This is a genomic window from Moraxella sp. K1664 (assembly GCF_039693965.1).
Lineage (GTDB): Bacteria > Pseudomonadota > Gammaproteobacteria > Pseudomonadales > Moraxellaceae > Moraxella.
In genome coordinates, this window is the sequence record NZ_CP155576.1 from 796,823 (window position 1) to 816,765 (window position 19,943).

Genomic DNA, 19,943 nt, shown 5'->3' on the forward strand with positions numbered 1-19,943 from the left:
GGTATTTTTATAGTTTATCAATTTTCGTTTAAATTTCAAGTACAAAGACGTACGCCCACAAAAAAGGGCGAACGCTCGCCCTGATGTTATTTGGGTTGGCAATGTATTACTTGCCCTTTTATTCCGCTTGCCATGTCGGTCATGAGATACACATAGGCAGGCATGATGTCTTCGGGTGTTTTTAGGGTCAAAGGATTCTCCCCTGGAAAGGCGTGGGCTCTCATGTTGGTGCGAGTCGCCCCTGGGTTGATACAGTTAAACCGCAAAGCAGTGTGGTTTTTGGTCTCTTCGGTAAAAATGGTACTCATGCCTTCTATCATCTGTTTGGATAAGGCATACGCCCCCCAAAAGGGTCGTACTTTTGCCACGCCAGAGCTTGTAAACACCACCGAACCACTGGGGGCGGACATCAGTAGTGGAAACAGAGCTTGGGTGAGCATAAACACGGCTGTGGCATTGACGTGTATGACCTGCTCAAAGGTAATGGGGTCATACATCTCCAAAGGTGTCAATGCCCCAAGCACGCCTGCATTATGTAGCACGCCGTCTAGTCGCCCAAACTCTTTTTGAATCAGGGTCGCAAGCTCATTCATCTGGGCAAAGCTCGCCTTTTCTAAGTCCATGGGCAAAATGGCGGGCGTGGCAAGTCCCAAGCTCTCTATCTCATCATAGACCGCTTCTAGCTTGGACTGCGTTTTGCCAAGCAGAAGTACAGTCGCCCCACATTTGGCATAGGTTAGGCTTGCTACCTTGCCAATGCCGTCTCCTGCCCCTGTTACTAGAATAATCTTGTCGGCTAGGCTGTTGGCGGTTGGGGTGTAATTTAAAATGTCTGGTGTCGTCATGGTTGGGTACTGATTTGTTTTGTTAAGAGAAAATTAAAATATGGTTAAATTTAAATAATTTTATGCTTGCTTAACGGCAGTAAAGTGCGTATGACGCACCAATCAGATTTTTCATTTAAAAGGTGTGTGGTACGCATATTTTAAATGAAAAATTAAAAAGCGGTTAAATTTTCATCATTTTAAAATTGGCATTGTCAAATTGGCAACGGCTTAAACCATTCCCAACACCAACCGCCCCAATTCATCAGGCGTATCCACCACCTTATCCGCCCCCCACTCATGGGGGTTTTCATCGGGGACGATATAGCCAAACCCCACCGCCACCGTCATCATGCCAGACGCTCGCCCTGCCTGTATGTCTCTGATATGGTCGCCCACATAAATGCAGTTTTTGGGGTCTGTGTCTAGCTTTTTGCACGCCAAAAACATCGGCTCTGGGTCAGGCTTGGTATTTACCACATCATCAGGGCAAACCAGCACCGCACAGCGTTTGGTAAGGTCTAATTTATCCAAAAGCTGTTCTGCCAAATATCTAGGCTTATTGGTAACAATGCCCCACGCCACGCCTTTATTTTCTAGGGTGTTAAGCAAATCATCTAAGCCATCAAACAGTCGGCTATCCACACAAATGTCCTGCTCGTACAAATCCAAAAACTCTTGGCGATAGGCAAGCATTCGCTCATCGGTGTCCGCCACGTCCGCCAGCTCATCACCAAACATCAAACGCACCATTGCCCTAGCCCCTGCCGAGACCTGCTCACGAATGGCGGTATCAGTGGGGCAAGGGTGATTGTGCTTGGCACACATGAGTTTGATGATGCGGATAAAATCAGGGGCGGTGTCAATGAGCGTGCCATCTAAGTCAAATAAAACCGCTTTTAGCTTTGTCATATCAGCCCACCGCCTTTGGGCTTTGACCCTTGCCACTGCCTTTGGTAAAAGACATCATGTAGTTGACGTCCACATTGCTATCGGATAGCCAAAACCGCTTGGTTAGAGGGTTATAATGTAGCCCCGTCATGTTATCACGAGCAAATCCTGCCTTGATAGCCATGTCATCAAGCTCGGCAGGCGTGATGAATTTGTTAAAATCGTGCGTGCCTTTATCCACAAGGCGTAGGACATATTCTGCCCCCACGATGGCAAACAGGTAGGATTTAGGGTTACGGTTAATGGTGGACGTTACAAACACGCCATCGGGCTTTAACAAGGCAAAGCACGCACGCACAATCGCAGACGGGTCAGGGACGTGTTCTAGCATTTCCATGCACGTTACCACGTCATACGTTCCTGCCTGCTCTTTGGCAAGCTCTTCTATCGCCACACAGCGAAAGGCGAGCGTGTCGGTCATGCCTGTCCGCTCAGCATGAATCTGCCCTGCTTGCAGGTTTTGCTCCCCCAAATCCACGCCCAACACGTCCGCCCCACGCACCGCCATAGAATGCGACAAAATACCGCCGCCACAGCCCACGTCCAGCACCTTTTTGCCATTTAATTTTGAACCAAAAAAGGTACACGTTTGGTCTTCTATCCAGTCAAGGCGTAAGGGATTGATGTCGTGCAAGGACTTAAATGCCCCTTGTCTGTCCCACCACTCATCAGCAAGGCGGGTAAATTTGCCAATTTCGTCAAAGTCGGCATTGTGGGTGGTGTGTGCAGTCATGAGCTATCCCAAATGATAAATTGACTTATCTTACCATTTTTGGCGGTTTTTAACCACTTTTTCCCTTGCTTTTCGTGCAGATTTTGGCAAATTTTGTATTGTCTATTTAAGAATGCTTAAATTTTAGGCAGATTTCATAAAAATTTACATAATACAACGCTTGATTAAGAATTCTATTACCCAATTTTGGCAAAAATAAGTTAAACTATGCGATATTTTTATTTACCCATATTTGGTTTTACCAAAACGATTTGTTGGCACTGTGCCAATCTAGGATTTCTTATGAAAAACGCCCTTAAATTCACCGCCCTTGCATTGGCGGTCGGTCTATCTGGCATGGCTCATGCCAATTTTGTTGAAGGTCAAGACTACAAAGTCCTGCCCAACCCTGAGAAAATCGCTGGTGATGTCATCGTGGTGCGTGAGTTCTTTTGGTATGGTTGCCCCCACTGTTATACCTTAGAGCCACACATGCAAAAATGGGCAAAAACCCGTGCCAAAGACGTGGCGTTTTTCCGCACGCCTGCCGCCATGAACCCTGTGTGGGAAGTGCCTGCCCGTGGTTTTTATGCCGCCCAAATTATGGGTTATGAAGAAAAAACCCACCAAGCTCTATTTGACGCCATCCACAAAGACGGCAAACGTGTGGACAGATCTAAAGAAACCCTTGCCGACTGGTATGCCACCCAAGGCGTGGACAAAACCAAGTTTAACACCACTTACGACTCATTTGCCGTTACCACCAAACTAGAACGCTCAAAAGCAGGGGCGAAAAACTATCAGCTCACGGGCGTGCCTGCCGTTGTCGTACATGGCAAATATGTGGTTGCAGGCGATGGTGCCAAGGTTACCCAAGTGGTTGATTTTCTTATCAATAAAGTGCGTGAAGAGAAAAAATAATCAGCTCACTCATGCAGTCCGTGCCATGATTGGTACGGACTTTTTTGTGTCTTTTTATCACTCTTGCCTTAACAACTCTCCAAAAACCCCCAGACTCTCCCCAAACTCGTCCACCTTTTCGCTGTCTAGCTCTACGGTCATCACGACATTGTGAGCATAGTCCGCCTCCAAAATCTCACCACCAGCTTGCCCGACCAGATAGCGGATTTGGGCTTCGTGGGCGAAAGTGGTGGCGACTTTAACCACCGATTTTGGCACAAATAACACAAGGGTCATCTCATCCACGACTAGCTGTGTGGCGGTGGCGTAAGCTCGTGTCAGTCCACCCGCCCCAAGTTTGATACCGCCAAAATACCGCACGACCACCACCAGCACATTGCCAATCGCCTTATGCTGTAAGACATTTAAAATCGGTCTGCCTGCCGTGCCGTTAGGTTCGCCGTCATCGTCAAAACCTGCGTGCGTGGTGTTGTGTGGGTCGCCTAGGATATAGGCAACACAATGATGACGAGCGTCAGGGTATCTCTCACGCAAGTGTTCCACGTGAAACATCACTTCGTCTTTTTGGCTGATGGGATAAGCAAAGGCGAGAAATTCGCTTTTTTTGATTTCATAAACCGCTTGGCAAGGGGCAGATAAGGTATGGTAGGTCATGCGAAAATTTTTCTAAAAATACATAAGTATGATACACTAAACACCGTTATTTTTAAACCAAAACACCTGAGACCACACAATGAGACTAGACAAATTTTTAAGCAAAGCCACTGAACTCTCCCGCAGTGAATGCAAAAAAATCCTGCACCGTGGCGAGATTACGGTAAACGATGAAGTCGTCAAAGACGGTAGCGTACATATCAACGCCGATGATGACGTGCTATGGGCAGGCGAGCCGTTGTCGGTGGCGGACGGTAGCCGTTATATTTTGCTCTATAAGCCAGACGGCTTTGAATGCACGCTAAAAGCCAAAGAATACCCTATCGTTACCGAGCTGATTGCCGTACCCGAAGTGGCAAGTTTGCGTATCGCAGGACGGCTTGATGTGGATACCACAGGGGCGTTATTACTCTCCGATGACGGAGCGTGGCTACACCGAGTTACCAGTCCCAAGCGTCATCAGCCCAAACGCTATGAAATCACGCTTGCCGACCCCATGACCATTGACGAGCAAGCATACGCCATAAAACAAGTCGCCAACGGTATCTTGCTAGAAGGCGATACTGAAAAAACTCGCCCTGCCGAGCTGTCGTTTACAGACGAGACTCACGCCACGCTTATTTTGACCGAAGGCAAATATCATCAGGTCAAACGCATGATGGCGTATTTTGGCAATAAAGTGATAGAGCTACACCGAGCAAGCATTGGCACGATTACGCTAGACGGGCTTGACATGGGCGAATGTCGCTTTTTGAGTGATGATGAGATTGGGCAGTTTTGATTAATTTGGGCGGATTGACGTGTTTATTTAAACAATAAATACGCCACCGCCCCAATTTTTATGAGCTTCTATCCATCGTGTTTACTGCCCAACCTTGTCAAATTGTGGGGAAGTTGTAAAAGGCTCTCGTTAGCTTAGATTTTGGGGTATAATCTATGCCAAATCATTTTGGGATAAACCATGAAAACATTTAGCACACTACTCGCCCTAAGTCTTGCCATCACAACTACCACCGTCAGTCTGCCAAGCACCGCCCAGGTACCTGCCCCCATTACCGCAAGCGACGACCAACTCATCAAACAAACCCTACACCAAATCGGACTTGCCACGCCCGTTCGCACCATCACCCCGACAGGCATTGGCGAGCTTTTGATGGTAACGCTGACCACAGGCGAGAGTCTGCTTATCACGCCTGATGCTCGCTATGTGATTAACGCCACCGCCGAGCCAAATCCTAGCACCATTCACGCCATCGACCCTGCCATCATGAGCGATAAGCCCACAGGCACCCCGATAGACGAAGACCACAAAATCGCCCTGCTTGCCAACATGAACGCCCTACCCCTAGTTACGCCTGACACCGTGTTTTTTCACACGAGTATCAAAGGGTTGCTTTGGGCGGTTGCCCAAAATGGTACGCCATTTTTGGTTAGTGCAGACGCTCGTTATGTCATCGGGGGCGATATCAGCGTGATTGCCAACGGCAAACTTGGCGGACTTGACACCGCCTTTGAGACCGCCAAAAACCGCCACACGCTTGCCACCTTAGACCCTACCAATCTTACCATCTATCCTGCCAAAGACGAGCGAGCGGTCGTCTATGTCGCCACCGACATCAACTGCCCCTACTGCAAGATACTTCACAAAAACATCCCCAATCTTACCGCCAAAGGCATTACCGTCAAAGTCATCGGCTACCCTGTCTATGACGAGTCACCCGAGCCCATGCGACAAATCTGGTGCGAGCGTGATAATGCCAAACGTGCCAAGCTCCTAGACCTTGCCATGAAAGGGGTCAAGGCAGGCAACCAATGCGGTAATGACGACAACCACCTGTCATCCAACATCGCCAAAGTCCGCCCCCTTGCCATCATCGCCACGCCTGCCGTCTATGGCGAAAATGGCGAACTGTTTGAAGGCAACGTGGCAAATGATGAATTGGTCAAGTTTTTGATGGCAAAGTAGCATTGTCTTGACAAATATTTTTAAAATCGCTATATTAAAAATCATTTCGTTTTTAAGGACAAAATCATGACCCACTTCATCACCTGCGACCTATTGGACGACAACGAAGACAAAACCATTCACGTCATACCGCCCATGATAGACGGCAAATCGTTCAAGCACTATGGCGGAATCACAACCTTTGGCGGGCAAGCCGTTACGGTTAAATGCTTTGAAGACAACTCCCGTGTCAAAGAACTGCTTGCCACAGACGGACAAGGCAAAATCCTAGTCGTGGACGGCGGTGCGTCCATGCGATGTGCGTTAATGGGCGATATGATTGCCCAATCAGCGGTGGACAACGGCTGGGCAGGGGTCATCATCTGTGGCTGTGTGCGAGATGTGGACGAGATTGCCAAGATGAGCCTTGGTGTGCTAGCCTTGGCAAGCATTCCCAAAAAGAGCGTAAGAAAAGGCGTGGGCGAGACAGGTCTGCCGATTGTGATTGGTGGGGTGGTTATTCATGACGGCGATTGGGTCTATGCCGATAATAATGGCGTGATTGTCAGTGGGGAGAGATTGGTTTAATTCATCACGCCAAAAAGAAGTTTTACGGGCTAGATTGGTAATATCTAGCCCATATTTTTTGATTGTTAAAAAAGCTAGGCGAACAATTGCTACCCAACGTCATCATAATGATGTAATGGCGTTTAGTTTAAGGCATGGTTTGAGATTTTGCAAATTGCCCAATTCTCCCCCCCATTACAACCGTCTTACCATGTACAAACTCATCGCCCCATATGGCATTTGCCGATTTTGGTAACACGATAATGGCGGTAGAACCCAGATAGAACCGCCCAAGCTCATCGCCTTTTTTGAGCGTGATGTCATGCGTGCGGTGCTGAATGTAGGGTGTGCGTTTGATAGCCCCTGTCGCCACAGACTCAATCCCCGCCACAATCATCGCCCCAACCAGCACCACGCACGCACGCCCAAAAGCGGTGTCAAATTCGCACACCAACCGCTCGTTACGGGCGAACAGGTCAGGGACGTTCTCGGCAGTGGTGTTATTGACCGAAAACAGCGTCCCTGGCACATAGCGTGTGGCAACCAACGTGCCGTCAAAGGGCATATGCACACGGTGGTAATTGGTCGGGGCAAGATAAATCGTGGCAAATGAGCCGTCCACAAACGCCTTACCCAGCTCAAAATCCGCCAAAAGTTGCCCTACGTCATAATCCCGTCCTTTGGCTTGGAGAAGTTGCCCGTTTGTGATTGCTCCGATTTGGCTGATTTTGCCGTCAGCAGGGCAGGCAATGCCGTCTGTCGTCTCGTCAATCGGACGGGCATTTGCTTTTAATTCACGGGTAAAAAAGTCGTTGAAGCTGTCATAATCGTCCAAATTACCACGTTCATATTCTGCCAAATCAATGTTGTAGGCTTTGGCAAAAGTATGGACGAAGGCTTTTTTGATATACGGATTTTGGCTTTTGGCAAGGTAGCCTGCCACTTCTGATAGGGTTTGCTGTGGGGCTAAGTTTTGGGCTAGGGTAAATAGGTTCATGATTTTTCCAAAATAAAAACGGATTTGGGCTATTTTAACCGATATTTGCTATAATAACCGTTTTATTTTGCTAAATTTTATGTCAAACACCCCAACCAATCCCATGACTGCCAAAGAACGCCTATTTCATGCCGTGCTGTTTGAGATTGGGGCGATTGGGCTGACGGTGGCTGTTTTTGCCCTGCTTGGCGACAACCATAGCCCGACCCACGCCACAGGTTTGGCGGTGGCAATCTCGGTGCTGGCGGTGGTGTGGAACATGGTGTTTAACTTTTTGTTTGACAAAGTGGTGACGGGCGAACGCCTTGACCGCTCGCTTGGCACTCGCCTGATTCATATGGGATTGTTTGAAGGTGGGCTATTTTTGGCAACCGTGCCGATGATTGCCCATGCCCTAGATGTCTCGCTGTGGACGGCGTTTGTTATGGATATTGGCGTGGTGGCGGTGATTGGGGTTTATACGTTACTTTTTAATTGGGGTTATGATTGGGTGCGATATAAGATACGGGCAAGGTAATTTATCGGCATTGTTTATATAAGCCACTTTTTGCAATTATAAACGCATAGGGGGTAATTTATTCGCCCAAAAATCATACCACACATAGGATAAATTCTACCAAAAAAATAAATCACCCCAACAACTCCATTTAAAACCAACCCAAAGGAAAACCCATGAAAGCCCTAATCCAACGAGTCCACTGTGCCCATGTTGCTGTGGACGGTCAAATCATCGGACAAATCCAATCAGGTGTGCTTGCCTATATCGGCATTGGCAAAGATGATGATTTTGATAAAGCGTGCAAATTGGTGGATAAAATCATTACCTACCGCATTTTTGAAAACACCACTGACCCTGACAAATTGGGCAAAATGGACAAATCGGTGTCCGATGTGGGCGGTGGCTTGCTACTGGTGTCGCAATTTACCCTAATGGCAAAAACCGACAAGGGTCGCCGTCCCGACTTCGCCCCTGCCATGCCCCCAGATGATGCCAAAGCGTTGTTTGATAAGCTGGTAAATTATGCCAAACAAGTCTATCCCAATGTCGCCACAGGCGAATTTGGGGCGAATATGGCGGTCATGGCAGTCAATGACGGCCCGATTAATTTTTTGCTTGACGTGTGATTTTTGCAATTTACCATTAAAATTGACATGATAAAATTTGGGCGTATCGAAACAAATGATATTCGCCCAAAAATCAAGGTTTTATAAAAGGGTGAATGTGGTTTGCCCCACAACCCCCCCCCTTTAAATATCATCAGCCCCTTATTTCACACGCCCCACATCGCCCATTAGGTTATCAGGCAGGGGCAGGATTTCCCCAATTTCTGCCACATTTTCAGGCGAACCGATGACGAGTGCATCAAAGCCGTCATCATGTGCCACGCCATTGACGATTTGCACTTTGCCGACCTTATCGCCGTCTTGGACAGGCTCGGGCAGTCGCACACGGTGCAGGTAGGCTTTGGGGCTTGCCTTAAAATAGAGCCGTGCAATAATCTCCTGCCCCAGATAGCACCCCTTATCATAATCCACACCCCCACGCTGGTGCAGGCGTAGCTCTTGGGGCTGAAACAGTCCCGCTGTGGCTTGGGTTATCCAAAAATTGCCCGTCTCAATGCTCGCTCTCGCCCACGCCCCAAAATCAGCAAGGCTTTCATCATCGCCAAAAGTCGGCACGCCATTTGCCACAACAGGATAAATGGGCGTGGGAGCGGACTGGGTAAATTTAGAAAATGCCCCGTATTTTTTGATATGGGCGGTAAGGCTATCCATACAGTCTGCCGATGTTATAAGTGCAAAGGTCTCATCATCGGTGCGAGATACCCACAACCCAAAGGCAACACGCCCCTTTAAATCGCTGATGGCACAGGGCAAAAAGTCGTGGGTGAGTTTATCGACATTGACAGTTAATTGACCTTGTAAAAATTTGGCGGTGTCTTTGCCGGTTAGGGTGATTTGTGAAAATTGACTCATGGTGTTCTCGATTGGTATTTGTCATTTGTTATTTTCATGTCAATAAGGGGGCTTGGCTTTATTTTCAAGCCAAAATGTGTCAAAAATGATATAATGCTTTTATTTTAGGTAAAATTTATGACTTACCCTGCTTGCCCCAAATGCGATGAAGACTACACCTATGCCGATGGCAACCTGCTCATCTGCCCCATGTGTACCCACGAGTGGTCAGCCGATGGCGACACGGACGACACGCCCGTCATCAAGGATGCCGTTGGCAATGTGCTAAATGATGGCGACAGCGTAACGGTCATCAAAGACTTAAAGGTCAAAGGCTCGTCCACGCCTATCAAGGTCGGCACCAAAGTCAAGTCCATTCGCCTAATCCACGATGCCCCTGATGACCATGACATTGATTGTAAAATTGATGGCTTTGGGTCGATGAAATTAAAATCCAGCGTGGTTAAAAAGGCGTGATGAAAGGATAAAAAGGGCGAAAAATTGAACCGACCCCCAAATCTTAGACATAAGATTAAAGGTTAGGTTGTTGCAAGTGGTTGTATTAACCCTAATTGGACTAAGTTTCTGTACTTAACAGGACTTAGTCCTTTTAATTTGCTCTTTATTCTATCATGATTGTAGTAGTGTATGTACTCATCAATCACTTGTTTAAGTTCATCTGTTGATGTAAATGTGGTTGTCTCATAAAATATCTCTTGTTTTAGCGTACCAAAGAAGCTCTCTATCACAGCATTATCCAAACAATTGCCTTTTCTTGACATGCTTTGGGTTAAGCCTTGTTCTTTTAGGGTTTGTTGATACTGGTGCATTTGATAGTGCCAGCCTTGGTCTGAATGAATGATGGGTTTGTCATCCATCTTTTCTTGGCTTAGCTTGGATAGGGCATCATTTAACATCTCTTTGACCAACTCATACGTTGGTCTGTCCTTCATCGTATAACTGACAATCTCACCATTAAACAAGTCGATGATGGGCGATAGGTAGAGTTTTCTTTGAATGACACTGCCATCATTTGCCTTGTCTTGTACTTTAAACTCTGTGATGTCTGTTGCCCACTTTTGATTGGGTTTGTCTGCTTTAAAGTCTCTTTTGAGTATATTGTCCTGAATGGTATCTTTGCCCATTGTGCCTTTGTAAGTATTAAACTTACGTTGACGACGAACCAATGCTTTGAGTCCAAGTTTAGCCATCAGTCGTTGCACTCGTTTATGATTAATGACCATGCCTTTTTGGGCAAGCTGATTGTTAAGCTCTGATGTGATTCTACGATAACCATACCTGCCCTTGTGTTGGTGGTAGATGTGGTTAATGTGTTCTTTTAAGTCAAGGTCTTTGTCAGGCTTTGTACTTTGACGAATGTGGTAATAAAACACACTTCTTGGCAAGTTTGACACTGCCAATAAGTCAGCAAGTTTGTGCTTATGCCTTAATTCTTGGATGATCAGGACTTGTTCTTTGTTTGTACTGATTGTTCCTTTTGACGAATTAAGGCATCTAGCTTTTTTAGATAGTCATTCTCTGCTCTAAGATAGGCAAGTTCATCAAGCAAATCATCCACACTTTTTTCGTGGTCTTGTTTGGTTTTCCAAGTTGATTTGGTTTTATTAGCGTTGTGTTTGTTTGACATTGCTTTTTTGCCTTTGGGTTTGGGTATTAGTCCCATTATACCAAAGGCTTGGTAGGACTTTAACCAAGTTGACAGTAAAGAAGGTTGTGGCAGATTAAGCTCTATGGCAAGTTGTGTAAGCGATTTGCCCTGTTGTATGGCTTGAACGGCATTAAGCTTAAAATCTGTGTCATAGACAGCCTTTGTGTGTCGTCTTTTTATGCCATCAATGCCATGTGCTTGATAGAGTTTAACCCATAGCTCTACGGTTGTGTGGTTTAGATTAAAGTGTTTGGCGGTTTGTTTGTAGCCATGATGATTAAGATAATACCCAATCACAGACAGTTTAAAGTCGGTTGTGTATTTTGCCATAAAAAGCACCCCAAAGGTTAGTGTGTCTAACTTTTGGGGTGCGGTTCAGATTTGCCCTTTTTTGATGGTTGATGGTTTTGATGATTGCCTGTCAAAAGCCAAAGTGAAAAACATATACCATGCAAAGAATGGCTTAGTCATTGATTTAATCAAACACTTCGTCATTCATGATACTACCACTTAAAACATCAGCTCAATCATCTCTAAACAAAGACCTAAAATTATAAAAGTAAAAAATGCAAAATAATTATTAAAAAGAATAAGGCTAATGTAACACATTTAAGAAAAAAACTTGGCTCTCTTGATTTAAAAATACTATTATCATACCCATAGATATCACAAATAATACGATACTTTCTTGCTTCAAAAAAGTACATAAAGGCAGTCAAAGCAGATACAATAAATGCTATTAATGCTGATTGCATCAACTCAATATGATTTATAAGAAACTTAATAAACATGAATGAGCAACAAAACACCACAATTGAAAACGTGGCAAGCATGATAAAAACCCATTTTGATAAAAACAAAAAGCACCATTCTATACTTGTAATATCAATCTCCACCTGACCCCGTTTTATAACAAAATATTTATAAACATAATTTATTTGTCGTTCATCAAAAGACAGATTTTTGATTAAATCTATTGCAAAAGGTCTGATTTCGGGGCTAGCTTTTAATTTTGTTGCTTGTTGATATAATTCATTTATCATTAATTCATTTAAACGAGACTTTTCTAACGTTGGCATTTCTTGAAAATCAAGTGCTTTCTGAATATTTTCTATCTTTTTATTTTTAATATGATAATACATATCTAAATATTTTCAAAATTCAAAATAATATGAAAGATCGGAAAAATTAGCAAAACGATTGCAATATGAATGCCTTTATCCAATAAAATATTTATTATCTCAACATTCATCTCGTCTCCTTATAACAAGAAACAAAACCGCCAATTTCTTGACGGTTTTTATCAGTTTATTCCCACTCAATCGTCGCAGGCGGTTTGCTACTGACATCATAGACAACACGAGACACATCGGCAATCTCATTCATGATACGAGTTGAGATTTTATCCACAAGCTCATAGGGCAAATGGGCAAAACGAGCGGTCATAAAATCCACCGTCTCCACCGCACGCAGTGAAATCACCCACGCATAACGGCGTGCGTCCCCCACCACACCCACCGATTTGACAGGGCAAAACACAGCAAAGGCTTGGGCGGTCTTGTCATACCAGCCAGACGCACGAAGCTCCTGCATAAAAATATCGTCCGCCACTCGCAAAATGTCGGCATACTCTTTTTTAATCTCGCCCAAAATCCGCACGCCAAGACCCGGCCCGGGGAAAGGGTGTCTGTAAATCATCTCATGGGGCAAGCCAAGCGTTGTGCCAAGTTTACGCACTTCGTCTTTAAATAAATCACGCAGTGGCTCCACCAATTCAAACTGCAAATCATCAGGCAGACCGCCAACGTTGTGGTGCGATTTGATGACGTGAGCCTTGCCGTTTTTGGTTTTGGCGGACTCGATGACATCAGGGTAAATCGTGCCTTGTGCCAAAAACTTCACACCGTCCAATTTACGAGCTTCTTCGGAGAATACTTCAATAAACTCTCGTCCGATGATTTTGCGTTTATCTTCGGGGTCGGTCGCTCCTGCCAATGCGTCCAAAAAGCGATTTTCAGCGTCCGCACGAATCACCCGAATGCCCATGTTATCGGCAAACATTTTCATGACTTGGTCGCCTTCGTTTAGGCGAAGTAGCCCATTATCCACAAACACGCAGGTTAATTGGTCGCCAATGGCTTTATGGAGCAGTGCCGCCACCACCGAGCTGTCCACACCGCCTGATAAGCCAAGTAGCACCTCTTCATCGCCAATTTGCTCTTTTAACTGTGCCACTCGCATTTCAATGATGTTCTCAGGATTCCACAGATTGCCACAACCACAAATGCCATGCACGAAGTTGCTAATCACTTCCACGCCTTTGGCGGTGTGGGTTACTTCTGGGTGAAACTGCACGCCATAGAGCTGACGGCTTTCATCGCTGGCGGAGGCAAAGGCACAGCTTGGCGTGCTTGATGTGGTGATGAAGCCGTCTGGCAGGCTTGCCACTTTGTCGCCATGACTCATCCAAACTTGGATTTGGGCGTTGTCGTCTTTTAAGCCGTTTAGCAGTTTGTCGTCCACCGCCACGTCAATTTGGGCATAGCCAAACTCTTTAACCGCCCCTGCCACCACCGAACCGCCAAGCTGGGCGGACATGGTTTGAAAGCCGTAGCAAATGCCAAGCACAGGTACGCCAAGCTCAAAGACGATTTGCGGGGCTCGTGGCGAGCCTGCTTCGTACACGCTTTCAGGCCCACCTGATAGGATAATGCCCTTGGGGTTAAAGGCTTTGATGTCGTCATCGCTCATGTCAAAGGGGTGCATCTCAGAGTACACGCCTGCTTCACGCACACGGCGAGCGATGAGCTGGCTGTATTGCGAGCCAAAATCTAGGATTAGGATACGGTCGGAGGTGATGTTGGTCATGGGTCTTCCTACAGGTCAAATGATAAAGGTGCTATTATACCAAAACTAAGCCGACAATATCGCCACTTCTTTGACATAACTTTCAAAATCCGCCACACTCTCCGCCAAAAGTTCATCATCGCCCAAGTGCTTGGCGTATTCTATCCACAAAAGTAGCTGATAAATACTGTTATATTCTGCTTTTTTAAATTGCTTGACAAACTGCTTTATCGTGCTTTCATCGCTTAGGTTCAAACGGTTAAACCACGTTTCAATCTTAGTGCATTGCTCAGGCGTAAACACAAGCTCAAACAACGCCCCCGTCAAAACATGACGGTCTTCTTCAATGATGAGCTTACCCACCCGTTTGATTTGGCGGTTTTTGGCGGCATGGCTGTCAATCTCAGTCAAATGCTTTAATTCGTCCAAAAAATACTCACTTACTGGCAAGTTGGCAAGTTGTTTTTTGGAAAGTTTGGCAAGCGGTTCGGACAATTCTTGTAAGCGTTCGTGGGCTTTTTTGATTTCGGTGCGAGACACTCTCATGTCTTGTTTTGACCAGTCAATATTCATAGATTTCTCTTTTTAAATTTCATATTAAAGTGTGTTTTGTAAAAATTTGGGATAAATCACTATTTTTGATAACAGGGCGAATTGCAATTCGCCCCTACCTTTTAATATTGAAATACAAACTAATTTAATTCATTAACCAATTTATATTTTTAACATTACCAATAGCGTTTTTCACGGTGTTTGACAATAATAGGCATATTATCAGGCAACTGATTTTTTAATAACTCACCCACCTTTTGGGTAATATATACCGAACGGTGTTTACCGCCTGTACAACCAATAGCAACTGTTACCGAATAACGGTTATTATTTAAAAAATTAGGAAGCCATTTTATCAAAAACTTGCCAATATCATCCGCCATGTCGTCCACTTCTGGATAATTAGCAAAAAAGGCTTTTACATCGTCATCAAGCCCTGTTTGCGGACGCAAGTTTTCTTGCCAATGTGGATTGGGCAATATCCGCACATCAAAAACAAAATCGGCATCAATGGGCGTACCATGTTTAAACCCAAAAGACAACACATTGACCGATACCACATTATCCATGCCAATATGTTGGCGGACTTTTTCTTTTAATTCGTGAATGTTGAGCGTACTGGTATCAATTTTAATATCAGCATTGGTTGCAATCGGCTTTAACAGCTCAATCTCTTGGGCTAGGGCGTTGGGCAAATTATTGGCGGTCGGCATGAGTGGGTGGACTCGCCGTGTCGCCCCAAAACGTGCCACCAGTACGCTCTCTTGGGCGGTAACGTATAGGATTTTGACCGCTTCATGGTATTTGTCGGTCAAGTTCTGATACACGCCCCCAAAGGCGGACAAGTCGGCTTTTGGCGTTCTGACATCTATACCTAACGCCACTTTTTTGACATCATTGCCAATCAAATCGTCCACCGCCTGCCCCACAAGCGACAAGGGCAGATTGTCAATGACATAAAAACCAAAATCTTCTAAAATATTTAACACAGACGTTTTGCCAGAGCCTGACCGCCCTGATACGATGATGATTTGGGTGTTTGACATTTATTTTCCTTATAATAATTTAAACAGATTTCTTAAAAACTCCGCATCTAAAGAAAACCGTTCGTGGTGAGCTTGTCGAACCATGAAAAGGTTTTCTTTCACCCTTCGACAAGCTCAGGGTGAACGGAAAACCAGTTTTACAGGAAATCCGATAAATCAATTTCTATATTATCCAAAAGCCGTGCCTTACCGACATATACCGCCGTTAATACCACTAATTTTTTATCAGTCCCTTTAACGGGTTCTAATTTATCATTATAAAGCTCCAAATAATCCACGTTTAATCCCATATTGGTTAATTCATCGTGGTATTTTTGTATAATGGTTGGATAATTGTTTATATCCGATTTTATCACATCGGCTTTAATCTTTTGCAAGGTTTTTTGGATAATGGGAGCGGTGTTTAATTCATCATCATTTAAATAGCCATTTCGTGATGACAATGCCAAACCGTCTGTATTACGGATAATCTCGCCACCGATGATTTTTATGCCAAAATTTAATTCATCATTAAGCCTACGGATAATCGCAAGCTGTTGATAATCTTTTTTGCCAAATACCGCCACATCAGGGCGGACGATATTAAAGAGCTTGCCCACCACAAGCCCCACACCGTCAAAATGCGTGGGGCGAGATTTGCCACATAATATCTTAGTAATCTCGCCACTTAGCACCTGCACATGGGGCGGATAAGTGGGGTACATCTCATCAACGCTCGGGGCGAACACCATGTCCGCTTGTACGCTTTGCAATTTTTCACAATCAGCATCAAGCGTGCGTGGATAGCTGTCAAAATCTTCGCCCGCCCCAAACTGCGTGGGATTGACAAAAATACTGACCACGACAATATCGGCATGACGTTTGGCGATATTCACCAGCGACAAATGCCCGTCATGCAGATTCCCCATGGTCGGCACAAAACCAATGGTTTTGCCGTCTTTGCGATGCTTGTTTAGAGCGGTTTGTAAGTCGTTGATATGATGAAAGATTTTCATAATTTTTGCCATTGATTAGTGAAAGATATGCTCAACACTAGGAAAAGTCTTATTTTTAACCGCTTGATGAAAATTCACAAATGCCCCCAAAATATCGCCTGTTTCATTGCCAGTATCTTTTAAAAAGTCTTTGACAAATTTGGCAGGTTTTTGGGTATAAACGCCGAGCATATCGTGCATGACCAAGACTTGCCCGTCCGTCTCCACGCCCGCCCCAATGCCAATGACAGGCACGGCAAACCGCTCGCTCACGGCTTTAGCAAGCGATGACGGTACGCATTCCAGCACAATCATGCTCGCCCCTGCGTTTACCAAAACTTCACAATCTTTTAATAATTTATCGGCTTGGGTGTCCGTTTTGCCCTGCACCTTATAACCGCCCAGCACATTGACCGATTGAGGCGTTAATCCCAAATGCACGCATACAGGCACGCCATTATCCGTCAAAACCTTGACCGTATCAGCAAGCTCGCTACCACCTTCAATCTTCACCACATTCGCCCCTGCTTGCATGACCGCACGGCTATTTGCAATGGCATCAGGCAACGTGGCATAGCTCATAAACGGCAAATCGGTCATAATCAAGGCGTGGCGGTTAGCACGGACAACATTGGCGGTATGATACACCATGTCGGCAACCGTAACAGGTAGCGTGGACGCTTGCCCCTGCACCACCATGCCAAGACTGTCGCCCACCAAAATCACGTCAATGCCCGCCTGCCCCATAAGATAAGCAAAACTGGCATCATAGCAGGTCAGACAGCTAAATTTTTCGCCTTGCTTTTTGTATTTGGCAAGCGTGGATAGGGTTATGGGGGCGTGGGTTAGGTAGGTCATTCATCTTCCTAATTCATTGTGTACAAACAGTTTGATAAACAACATTTTTACCAATCATGGCACTATGTTTATTTAGTTTGAATTATTTGCCAATTTGGTTAATCCGTCCATCTCATGTGCCAATGCCAACTCACGGATTTTTTGCCCGCTTATCATCAATTTATCATTTAATTCCAAAAGTGGCACCAGCACAAAATTCCGCTCAAAAATCCCACTGTGTGGCACGGTCAGCCTGTCATTATGGATAACGTCATCGCCATACAACAAAATATCCACATCAAGCGAACGCTCGCCCCACCGCCGTAACCGCACACGCCCTGCCCCCTGCTCCAAATCTTGACAAAAATTAAGTAAGCTCATAGGGTCAAGGGCAGTCTTGGCGGACAACACCGCATTGACAAAATCAGGCTGGTCGGTTACGCCAAAGGGCTTGGAGGCATACAAAGACGACAGCACCACATCACAAAACCGCTCATCAGTATTCAGCGTATCACGCACCGCCAAAATGTGGCTGGTCGGGTCGCCAAGCTCGTTGGCGATATTGCCCCCCAGTCCTAAGTAGATTTGCACCTTATTGGTCATCGTGTTTGGCTCGTGGTTTGGCGTTGGATTTTTTGCGTTTTTTGGGTTTTGGCGTGTCCGTATCTTGGGCGGTTTCTCGTGGCTTCGCTTGTTGTCTTGTCTGCTGTCCTGTTGTTTGGCGTTTGCTCGCCTGCGTTTTGGGCTTGGCAGAGCTTGGCACAGATGGCTGTAAGTCGCTCTCGGTCAGCCCCTGCTCACGCTCTTTGATGGACAGCGTTGATGACGGCTGACGTTTGCGATAACGCACCGATGGGATGTAAGGCTCATCATTGTCCAGCAGTTTGGCAAAATCACTCTCGCTGTACGTGCGACGCTCAAAGGTCGGCACATCCACCTGCCGTACTCTTGGCGTGGGGCGAGTACTCTTGGGTGTGTTGGCATTATCCACCACCAGTAGCGGTTGTGGCACATCGTCCGCCTTGTCATCATCACGCCCTGAGAGCTGTTGTAGTTGCAGAAGTTCGGCATCTTTATCAATGTCAATGCCTGTATCCGTTCCACGCCGTCTGCGAGTGCGAGTCACACCACCTCCTAACGCACTTAGCATCTGGCTTTGACTGGTCGCATCGACCGCCAAATAACGTTGCCACCACGCCCCCATGCCATTGGTCGGCTCGGACAGCGGGCTATCATCATGGCTCTCACGCATGATAAGAAAATCAAGCCCTGCCCGAAATTTACCCTGCGAGCTTAGCCTGTCCACATCTTTGGGCTTGGGACTGACGAGCTTGGGTTGCATGAACCAAATATCGCTGATAAAATCTTCGGCAAACTTAGGGATGGCGGTCTTGATACGCTGAGCATCAAACACCTTGCGAGACGCTTTGAGTTGGGCTTCGTGAAATGGCAGACCCTTTTTCTTAAATTTTACCAAAGCGTGCAGATAATTCTCCCACAACAGCACCGCATAAAAAAACGCAGGATTGGCAGTTTTGCCTGACGCAATCCGTTCATCGGTGTTTTTGGCAACTTGCAGGGCAAGGCGAGTGGGCTTGGGCTGAGCGTAGGTCATCAGACTGCTCATCGCCCCGTATTGATACAGCAGGGGCAACAGCGGAGCCAGATAACCGCCCGTGAACATCTTTTGGGTCTCATCATAGAGCCGATGAGCCGAGACCTGCTCCAAAAGCGTCCAGCTTGTGTCATTAAACTGTTTGGCAAGGGCTTTGTCAAATTCAAAACCCAATTTTGCTTTAAATCGCAACGCACGAAGCAGGCGAACAGGGTCTTCTTCTATACGAACCTTTGCATCCCCAAGCAGACGTAATGTGCCGTTTTTGATGTCATCGACCGCCCCACAAAAATCAAGCACTTCACCCTTAATCGGCTGATAATACAAGGCGTTAATGGAAAAATCACGGCGAGCAAAATCCTGCGTAATGTCGCCCCACACATTATCACGGGTAATCATGCCGTCATCGGTGGTGTGCGTGTCGTCCTTGGGCGGGGCTCTAAAAGTCGCCACTTCAATGAGTTCACGCCCCGAATAAACGTGAGCGAGCTGAAATCGCTTGCCAATGATACGGCAACGCCCGCCAAAAATCGCCTTAATCTCATGGGGGCGAGCGTTGGTTACGGCATCAAAATCCTTGGGAGCCAGCCCCAAAAGACTATCACGCACGCCACCGCCCACGATATAGGCGTCAAAACCTGCTTTATTAAGCGTACTGATGACTTCCACGATACTGTGTGGCAAAGTGCGTTTGTCAAGCCCCAACTTCTGTGCCGACAGCACGGTCGCTGATGACTTGGGGGTTTTGTGTTTGGTTGTTTTTTTTTGCATAAGGTGTTTAGACTGCTTTTTTGATGTTTGGTCAATGACATGCTTTGCCATTGGTTTGTCTGTTTGGCGGTGCTTGGGCTGTTTAGACCGCTTGGCTTTTTTGGT

Annotated in this window: 23 protein-coding genes; 7 read left to right on the forward strand and 16 right to left on the reverse strand. The window is 46.0% G+C overall.

Annotated elements, in window-relative coordinates:
• Positions 1-86: 86 nt before the first annotated feature.
• The 3 genes from AAHK14_RS04185 to ubiG form a co-directional block, all read right to left on the reverse strand.
• A complete protein-coding gene (locus tag AAHK14_RS04185) occupies positions 87-845 on the reverse strand; it encodes a YciK family oxidoreductase (protein WP_065256841.1) in 759 nt (252 codons plus the stop codon).
• A 210-nt stretch (positions 846-1,055) separates the two neighbouring features.
• Entirely contained in the window at positions 1,056-1,736 is a 681-nt protein-coding gene (locus AAHK14_RS04190; RefSeq protein ID WP_065256840.1) for an HAD-IA family hydrolase, read from the reverse strand.
• A 1-nt stretch (position 1,737) separates the two neighbouring features.
• Positions 1,738-2,508 (reverse strand): bifunctional 2-polyprenyl-6-hydroxyphenol methylase/3-demethylubiquinol 3-O-methyltransferase UbiG, encoded by a 771-nt coding sequence (ubiG, locus tag AAHK14_RS04195; protein WP_065256839.1) that lies wholly within the window; start codon positions 2,506-2,508, stop codon positions 1,738-1,740.
• A 282-nt stretch (positions 2,509-2,790) separates the two neighbouring features.
• On the opposite strand from ubiG, the gene AAHK14_RS04200 reads away from it, so the two are divergent.
• Positions 2,791-3,408, forward strand: a complete 618-nt coding sequence (locus AAHK14_RS04200; RefSeq protein WP_065256838.1) for a thiol:disulfide interchange protein DsbA/DsbL — start codon at positions 2,791-2,793, stop codon at positions 3,406-3,408.
• Positions 3,409-3,465: 57 nt separating this feature from the next.
• On the opposite strand, the gene AAHK14_RS04205 is transcribed toward AAHK14_RS04200, so the two are convergent.
• Positions 3,466-4,062 carry a YigZ family protein gene (locus tag AAHK14_RS04205; RefSeq protein WP_065256837.1) on the reverse strand — a complete coding sequence of 199 codons (597 nt, stop codon included), beginning with the start codon at positions 4,060-4,062 and terminating at the stop codon, positions 3,466-3,468.
• 79 nt (positions 4,063-4,141) lie between these two features.
• On the opposite strand from AAHK14_RS04205, the gene AAHK14_RS04210 reads away from it, so the two are divergent.
• The 3 genes from AAHK14_RS04210 (at position 4,142) to rraA (ending at position 6,595) form a co-directional block, all read left to right on the forward strand.
• A complete protein-coding gene (locus tag AAHK14_RS04210) occupies positions 4,142-4,843 on the forward strand; it encodes a pseudouridine synthase (protein ID WP_065256836.1) in 702 nt (233 codons plus the stop codon).
• Positions 4,844-5,023: 180 nt separating this feature from the next.
• Positions 5,024-6,028, forward strand: a complete 1,005-nt coding sequence (locus AAHK14_RS04215) for a DsbC family protein (protein ID WP_065256835.1) — start codon at positions 5,024-5,026, stop codon at positions 6,026-6,028.
• Between the two features lie 66 nt (positions 6,029-6,094).
• The gene (gene rraA, locus AAHK14_RS04220) at positions 6,095-6,595 is read left to right on the forward strand and encodes a ribonuclease E activity regulator RraA (protein ID WP_065256834.1); all 501 of its coding nucleotides are present in this window, start codon (positions 6,095-6,097) and stop codon (positions 6,593-6,595) included.
• A 127-nt stretch (positions 6,596-6,722) separates the two neighbouring features.
• Here rraA and asd read toward each other — a convergent pair whose 3' ends face one another.
• The gene (gene asd / locus AAHK14_RS04225; RefSeq protein ID WP_065256833.1) at positions 6,723-7,571 is read right to left on the reverse strand and encodes an archaetidylserine decarboxylase; all 849 of its coding nucleotides are present in this window, start codon (positions 7,569-7,571) and stop codon (positions 6,723-6,725) included.
• 79 nt (positions 7,572-7,650) lie between these two features.
• Between asd and AAHK14_RS04230 the strand changes: the two genes are divergently transcribed.
• Positions 7,651-8,088: a PACE efflux transporter gene (locus tag AAHK14_RS04230; RefSeq protein ID WP_197035917.1), complete on the forward strand. Its 438-nt coding sequence runs from the start codon at positions 7,651-7,653 to the stop codon at positions 8,086-8,088.
• Between the two features lie 155 nt (positions 8,089-8,243).
• Positions 8,244-8,696, forward strand: a complete 453-nt coding sequence (dtd, locus tag AAHK14_RS04235) for a D-aminoacyl-tRNA deacylase (RefSeq protein ID WP_065256832.1) — start codon at positions 8,244-8,246, stop codon at positions 8,694-8,696.
• 141 nt (positions 8,697-8,837) lie between these two features.
• On the opposite strand, the gene AAHK14_RS04240 is transcribed toward dtd, so the two are convergent.
• Entirely contained in the window at positions 8,838-9,548 is a 711-nt protein-coding gene (locus AAHK14_RS04240) for an aminomethyltransferase (RefSeq protein WP_065256831.1), read from the reverse strand.
• A gap of 117 nt (positions 9,549-9,665) precedes the next feature.
• On the opposite strand from AAHK14_RS04240, the gene AAHK14_RS04245 reads away from it, so the two are divergent.
• Entirely contained in the window at positions 9,666-10,004 is a 339-nt protein-coding gene (locus AAHK14_RS04245; protein ID WP_065256830.1) for a zinc ribbon domain-containing protein YjdM, read from the forward strand.
• A 62-nt stretch (positions 10,005-10,066) separates the two neighbouring features.
• Here the strand turns inward: AAHK14_RS04245 and AAHK14_RS04250 are convergent, their stop codons facing one another.
• The 10 genes from AAHK14_RS04250 to pcnB all read right to left on the reverse strand — a co-directional run bounded on the left by AAHK14_RS04250 (position 10,067) and on the right by pcnB (position 19,838).
• Positions 10,067-11,017: an IS3 family transposase gene (locus tag AAHK14_RS04250; protein WP_115246899.1), complete on the reverse strand. Its 951-nt coding sequence runs from the start codon at positions 11,015-11,017 to the stop codon at positions 10,067-10,069.
• Positions 10,990-11,526 (reverse strand): helix-turn-helix domain-containing protein, encoded by a 537-nt coding sequence (locus AAHK14_RS04255; protein ID WP_065256690.1) that lies wholly within the window; start codon positions 11,524-11,526, stop codon positions 10,990-10,992. Before AAHK14_RS04255 ends, AAHK14_RS04250 begins: the two co-directional genes overlap by 28 nt.
• A gap of 221 nt (positions 11,527-11,747) precedes the next feature.
• Positions 11,748-12,338 (reverse strand): hypothetical protein, encoded by a 591-nt coding sequence (locus tag AAHK14_RS04260; protein ID WP_065256492.1) that lies wholly within the window; start codon positions 12,336-12,338, stop codon positions 11,748-11,750.
• A 166-nt stretch (positions 12,339-12,504) separates the two neighbouring features.
• Positions 12,505-14,064, reverse strand: coding sequence for a glutamine-hydrolyzing GMP synthase (gene guaA, locus AAHK14_RS04265; RefSeq protein WP_065256491.1), 1,560 nt, complete (start codon positions 14,062-14,064; stop codon positions 12,505-12,507).
• 45 nt (positions 14,065-14,109) lie between these two features.
• Positions 14,110-14,616 (reverse strand): ribosome biogenesis factor YjgA, encoded by a 507-nt coding sequence (yjgA, locus tag AAHK14_RS04270; protein WP_065256490.1) that lies wholly within the window; start codon positions 14,614-14,616, stop codon positions 14,110-14,112.
• Positions 14,617-14,771: 155 nt separating this feature from the next.
• Complete coding sequence (rapZ, locus tag AAHK14_RS04275) at positions 14,772-15,641, reverse strand: RNase adapter RapZ (RefSeq protein ID WP_065256489.1); 870 nt, start codon at positions 15,639-15,641, stop codon at positions 14,772-14,774.
• A 137-nt stretch (positions 15,642-15,778) separates the two neighbouring features.
• Positions 15,779-16,636, reverse strand: coding sequence for a pantoate--beta-alanine ligase (gene panC, locus AAHK14_RS04280; RefSeq protein ID WP_065256488.1), 858 nt, complete (start codon positions 16,634-16,636; stop codon positions 15,779-15,781).
• A 15-nt stretch (positions 16,637-16,651) separates the two neighbouring features.
• The gene (gene panB / locus AAHK14_RS04285) at positions 16,652-17,473 is read right to left on the reverse strand and encodes a 3-methyl-2-oxobutanoate hydroxymethyltransferase (RefSeq protein WP_065256487.1); all 822 of its coding nucleotides are present in this window, start codon (positions 17,471-17,473) and stop codon (positions 16,652-16,654) included.
• Positions 17,474-17,545: 72 nt separating this feature from the next.
• A complete protein-coding gene (folK, locus tag AAHK14_RS04290) occupies positions 17,546-18,055 on the reverse strand; it encodes a 2-amino-4-hydroxy-6-hydroxymethyldihydropteridine diphosphokinase (protein ID WP_065256486.1) in 510 nt (169 codons plus the stop codon).
• Positions 18,045-19,838 carry a polynucleotide adenylyltransferase PcnB gene (gene pcnB, locus AAHK14_RS04295; RefSeq protein WP_065256493.1) on the reverse strand — a complete coding sequence of 598 codons (1,794 nt, stop codon included), beginning with the start codon at positions 19,836-19,838 and terminating at the stop codon, positions 18,045-18,047. Before pcnB ends, folK begins: the two co-directional genes overlap by 11 nt.
• Positions 19,839-19,943: the final 105 nt, after the last annotated feature.

Bases quoted from the DNA above. Each gene is read 5' to 3' on its own strand.
- AAHK14_RS04240 (WP_065256831.1), bottom strand. From the start codon at position 9,548: ATGAGTCAATTTTCACAAATCACCCTAACCGGCAAAGACACCGCCAAA.
- AAHK14_RS04190 (WP_065256840.1), bottom strand. From the start codon at position 1,736: ATGACAAAGCTAAAAGCGGTTTTATTTGACTTAGATGGCACGCTCATT.
- panC (WP_065256488.1), bottom strand. From the start codon at position 16,636: ATGAAAATCTTTCATCATATCAACGACTTACAAACCGCTCTAAACAAG.
- panB (WP_065256487.1), bottom strand. From the start codon at position 17,473: ATGACCTACCTAACCCACGCCCCCATAACCCTATCCACGCTTGCCAAA.
- AAHK14_RS04230 (WP_197035917.1), top strand. From the start codon at position 7,651: ATGTCAAACACCCCAACCAATCCCATGACTGCCAAAGAACGCCTATTT.
- guaA (WP_065256491.1), bottom strand. From the start codon at position 14,064: ATGACCAACATCACCTCCGACCGTATCCTAATCCTAGATTTTGGCTCG.
- AAHK14_RS04200 (WP_065256838.1), top strand. From the start codon at position 2,791: ATGAAAAACGCCCTTAAATTCACCGCCCTTGCATTGGCGGTCGGTCTA.
- AAHK14_RS04260 (WP_065256492.1), bottom strand. From the start codon at position 12,338: ATGTATTATCATATTAAAAATAAAAAGATAGAAAATATTCAGAAAGCA.
- yjgA (WP_065256490.1), bottom strand. From the start codon at position 14,616: ATGAATATTGACTGGTCAAAACAAGACATGAGAGTGTCTCGCACCGAA.
- rapZ (WP_065256489.1), bottom strand. From the start codon at position 15,641: ATGTCAAACACCCAAATCATCATCGTATCAGGGCGGTCAGGCTCTGGC.
- dtd (WP_065256832.1), top strand. From the start codon at position 8,244: ATGAAAGCCCTAATCCAACGAGTCCACTGTGCCCATGTTGCTGTGGAC.
- pcnB (WP_065256493.1), bottom strand. From the start codon at position 19,838: ATGCAAAAAAAAACAACCAAACACAAAACCCCCAAGTCATCAGCGACC.
- AAHK14_RS04245 (WP_065256830.1), top strand. From the start codon at position 9,666: ATGACTTACCCTGCTTGCCCCAAATGCGATGAAGACTACACCTATGCC.
- AAHK14_RS04205 (WP_065256837.1), bottom strand. From the start codon at position 4,062: ATGACCTACCATACCTTATCTGCCCCTTGCCAAGCGGTTTATGAAATC.
- rraA (WP_065256834.1), top strand. From the start codon at position 6,095: ATGACCCACTTCATCACCTGCGACCTATTGGACGACAACGAAGACAAA.
- folK (WP_065256486.1), bottom strand. From the start codon at position 18,055: ATGACCAATAAGGTGCAAATCTACTTAGGACTGGGGGGCAATATCGCC.
- AAHK14_RS04210 (WP_065256836.1), top strand. From the start codon at position 4,142: ATGAGACTAGACAAATTTTTAAGCAAAGCCACTGAACTCTCCCGCAGT.
- AAHK14_RS04215 (WP_065256835.1), top strand. From the start codon at position 5,024: ATGAAAACATTTAGCACACTACTCGCCCTAAGTCTTGCCATCACAACT.
- AAHK14_RS04185 (WP_065256841.1), bottom strand. From the start codon at position 845: ATGACGACACCAGACATTTTAAATTACACCCCAACCGCCAACAGCCTA.
- AAHK14_RS04255 (WP_065256690.1), bottom strand. From the start codon at position 11,526: ATGGCAAAATACACAACCGACTTTAAACTGTCTGTGATTGGGTATTAT.
- asd (WP_065256833.1), bottom strand. From the start codon at position 7,571: ATGAACCTATTTACCCTAGCCCAAAACTTAGCCCCACAGCAAACCCTA.
- ubiG (WP_065256839.1), bottom strand. From the start codon at position 2,508: ATGACTGCACACACCACCCACAATGCCGACTTTGACGAAATTGGCAAA.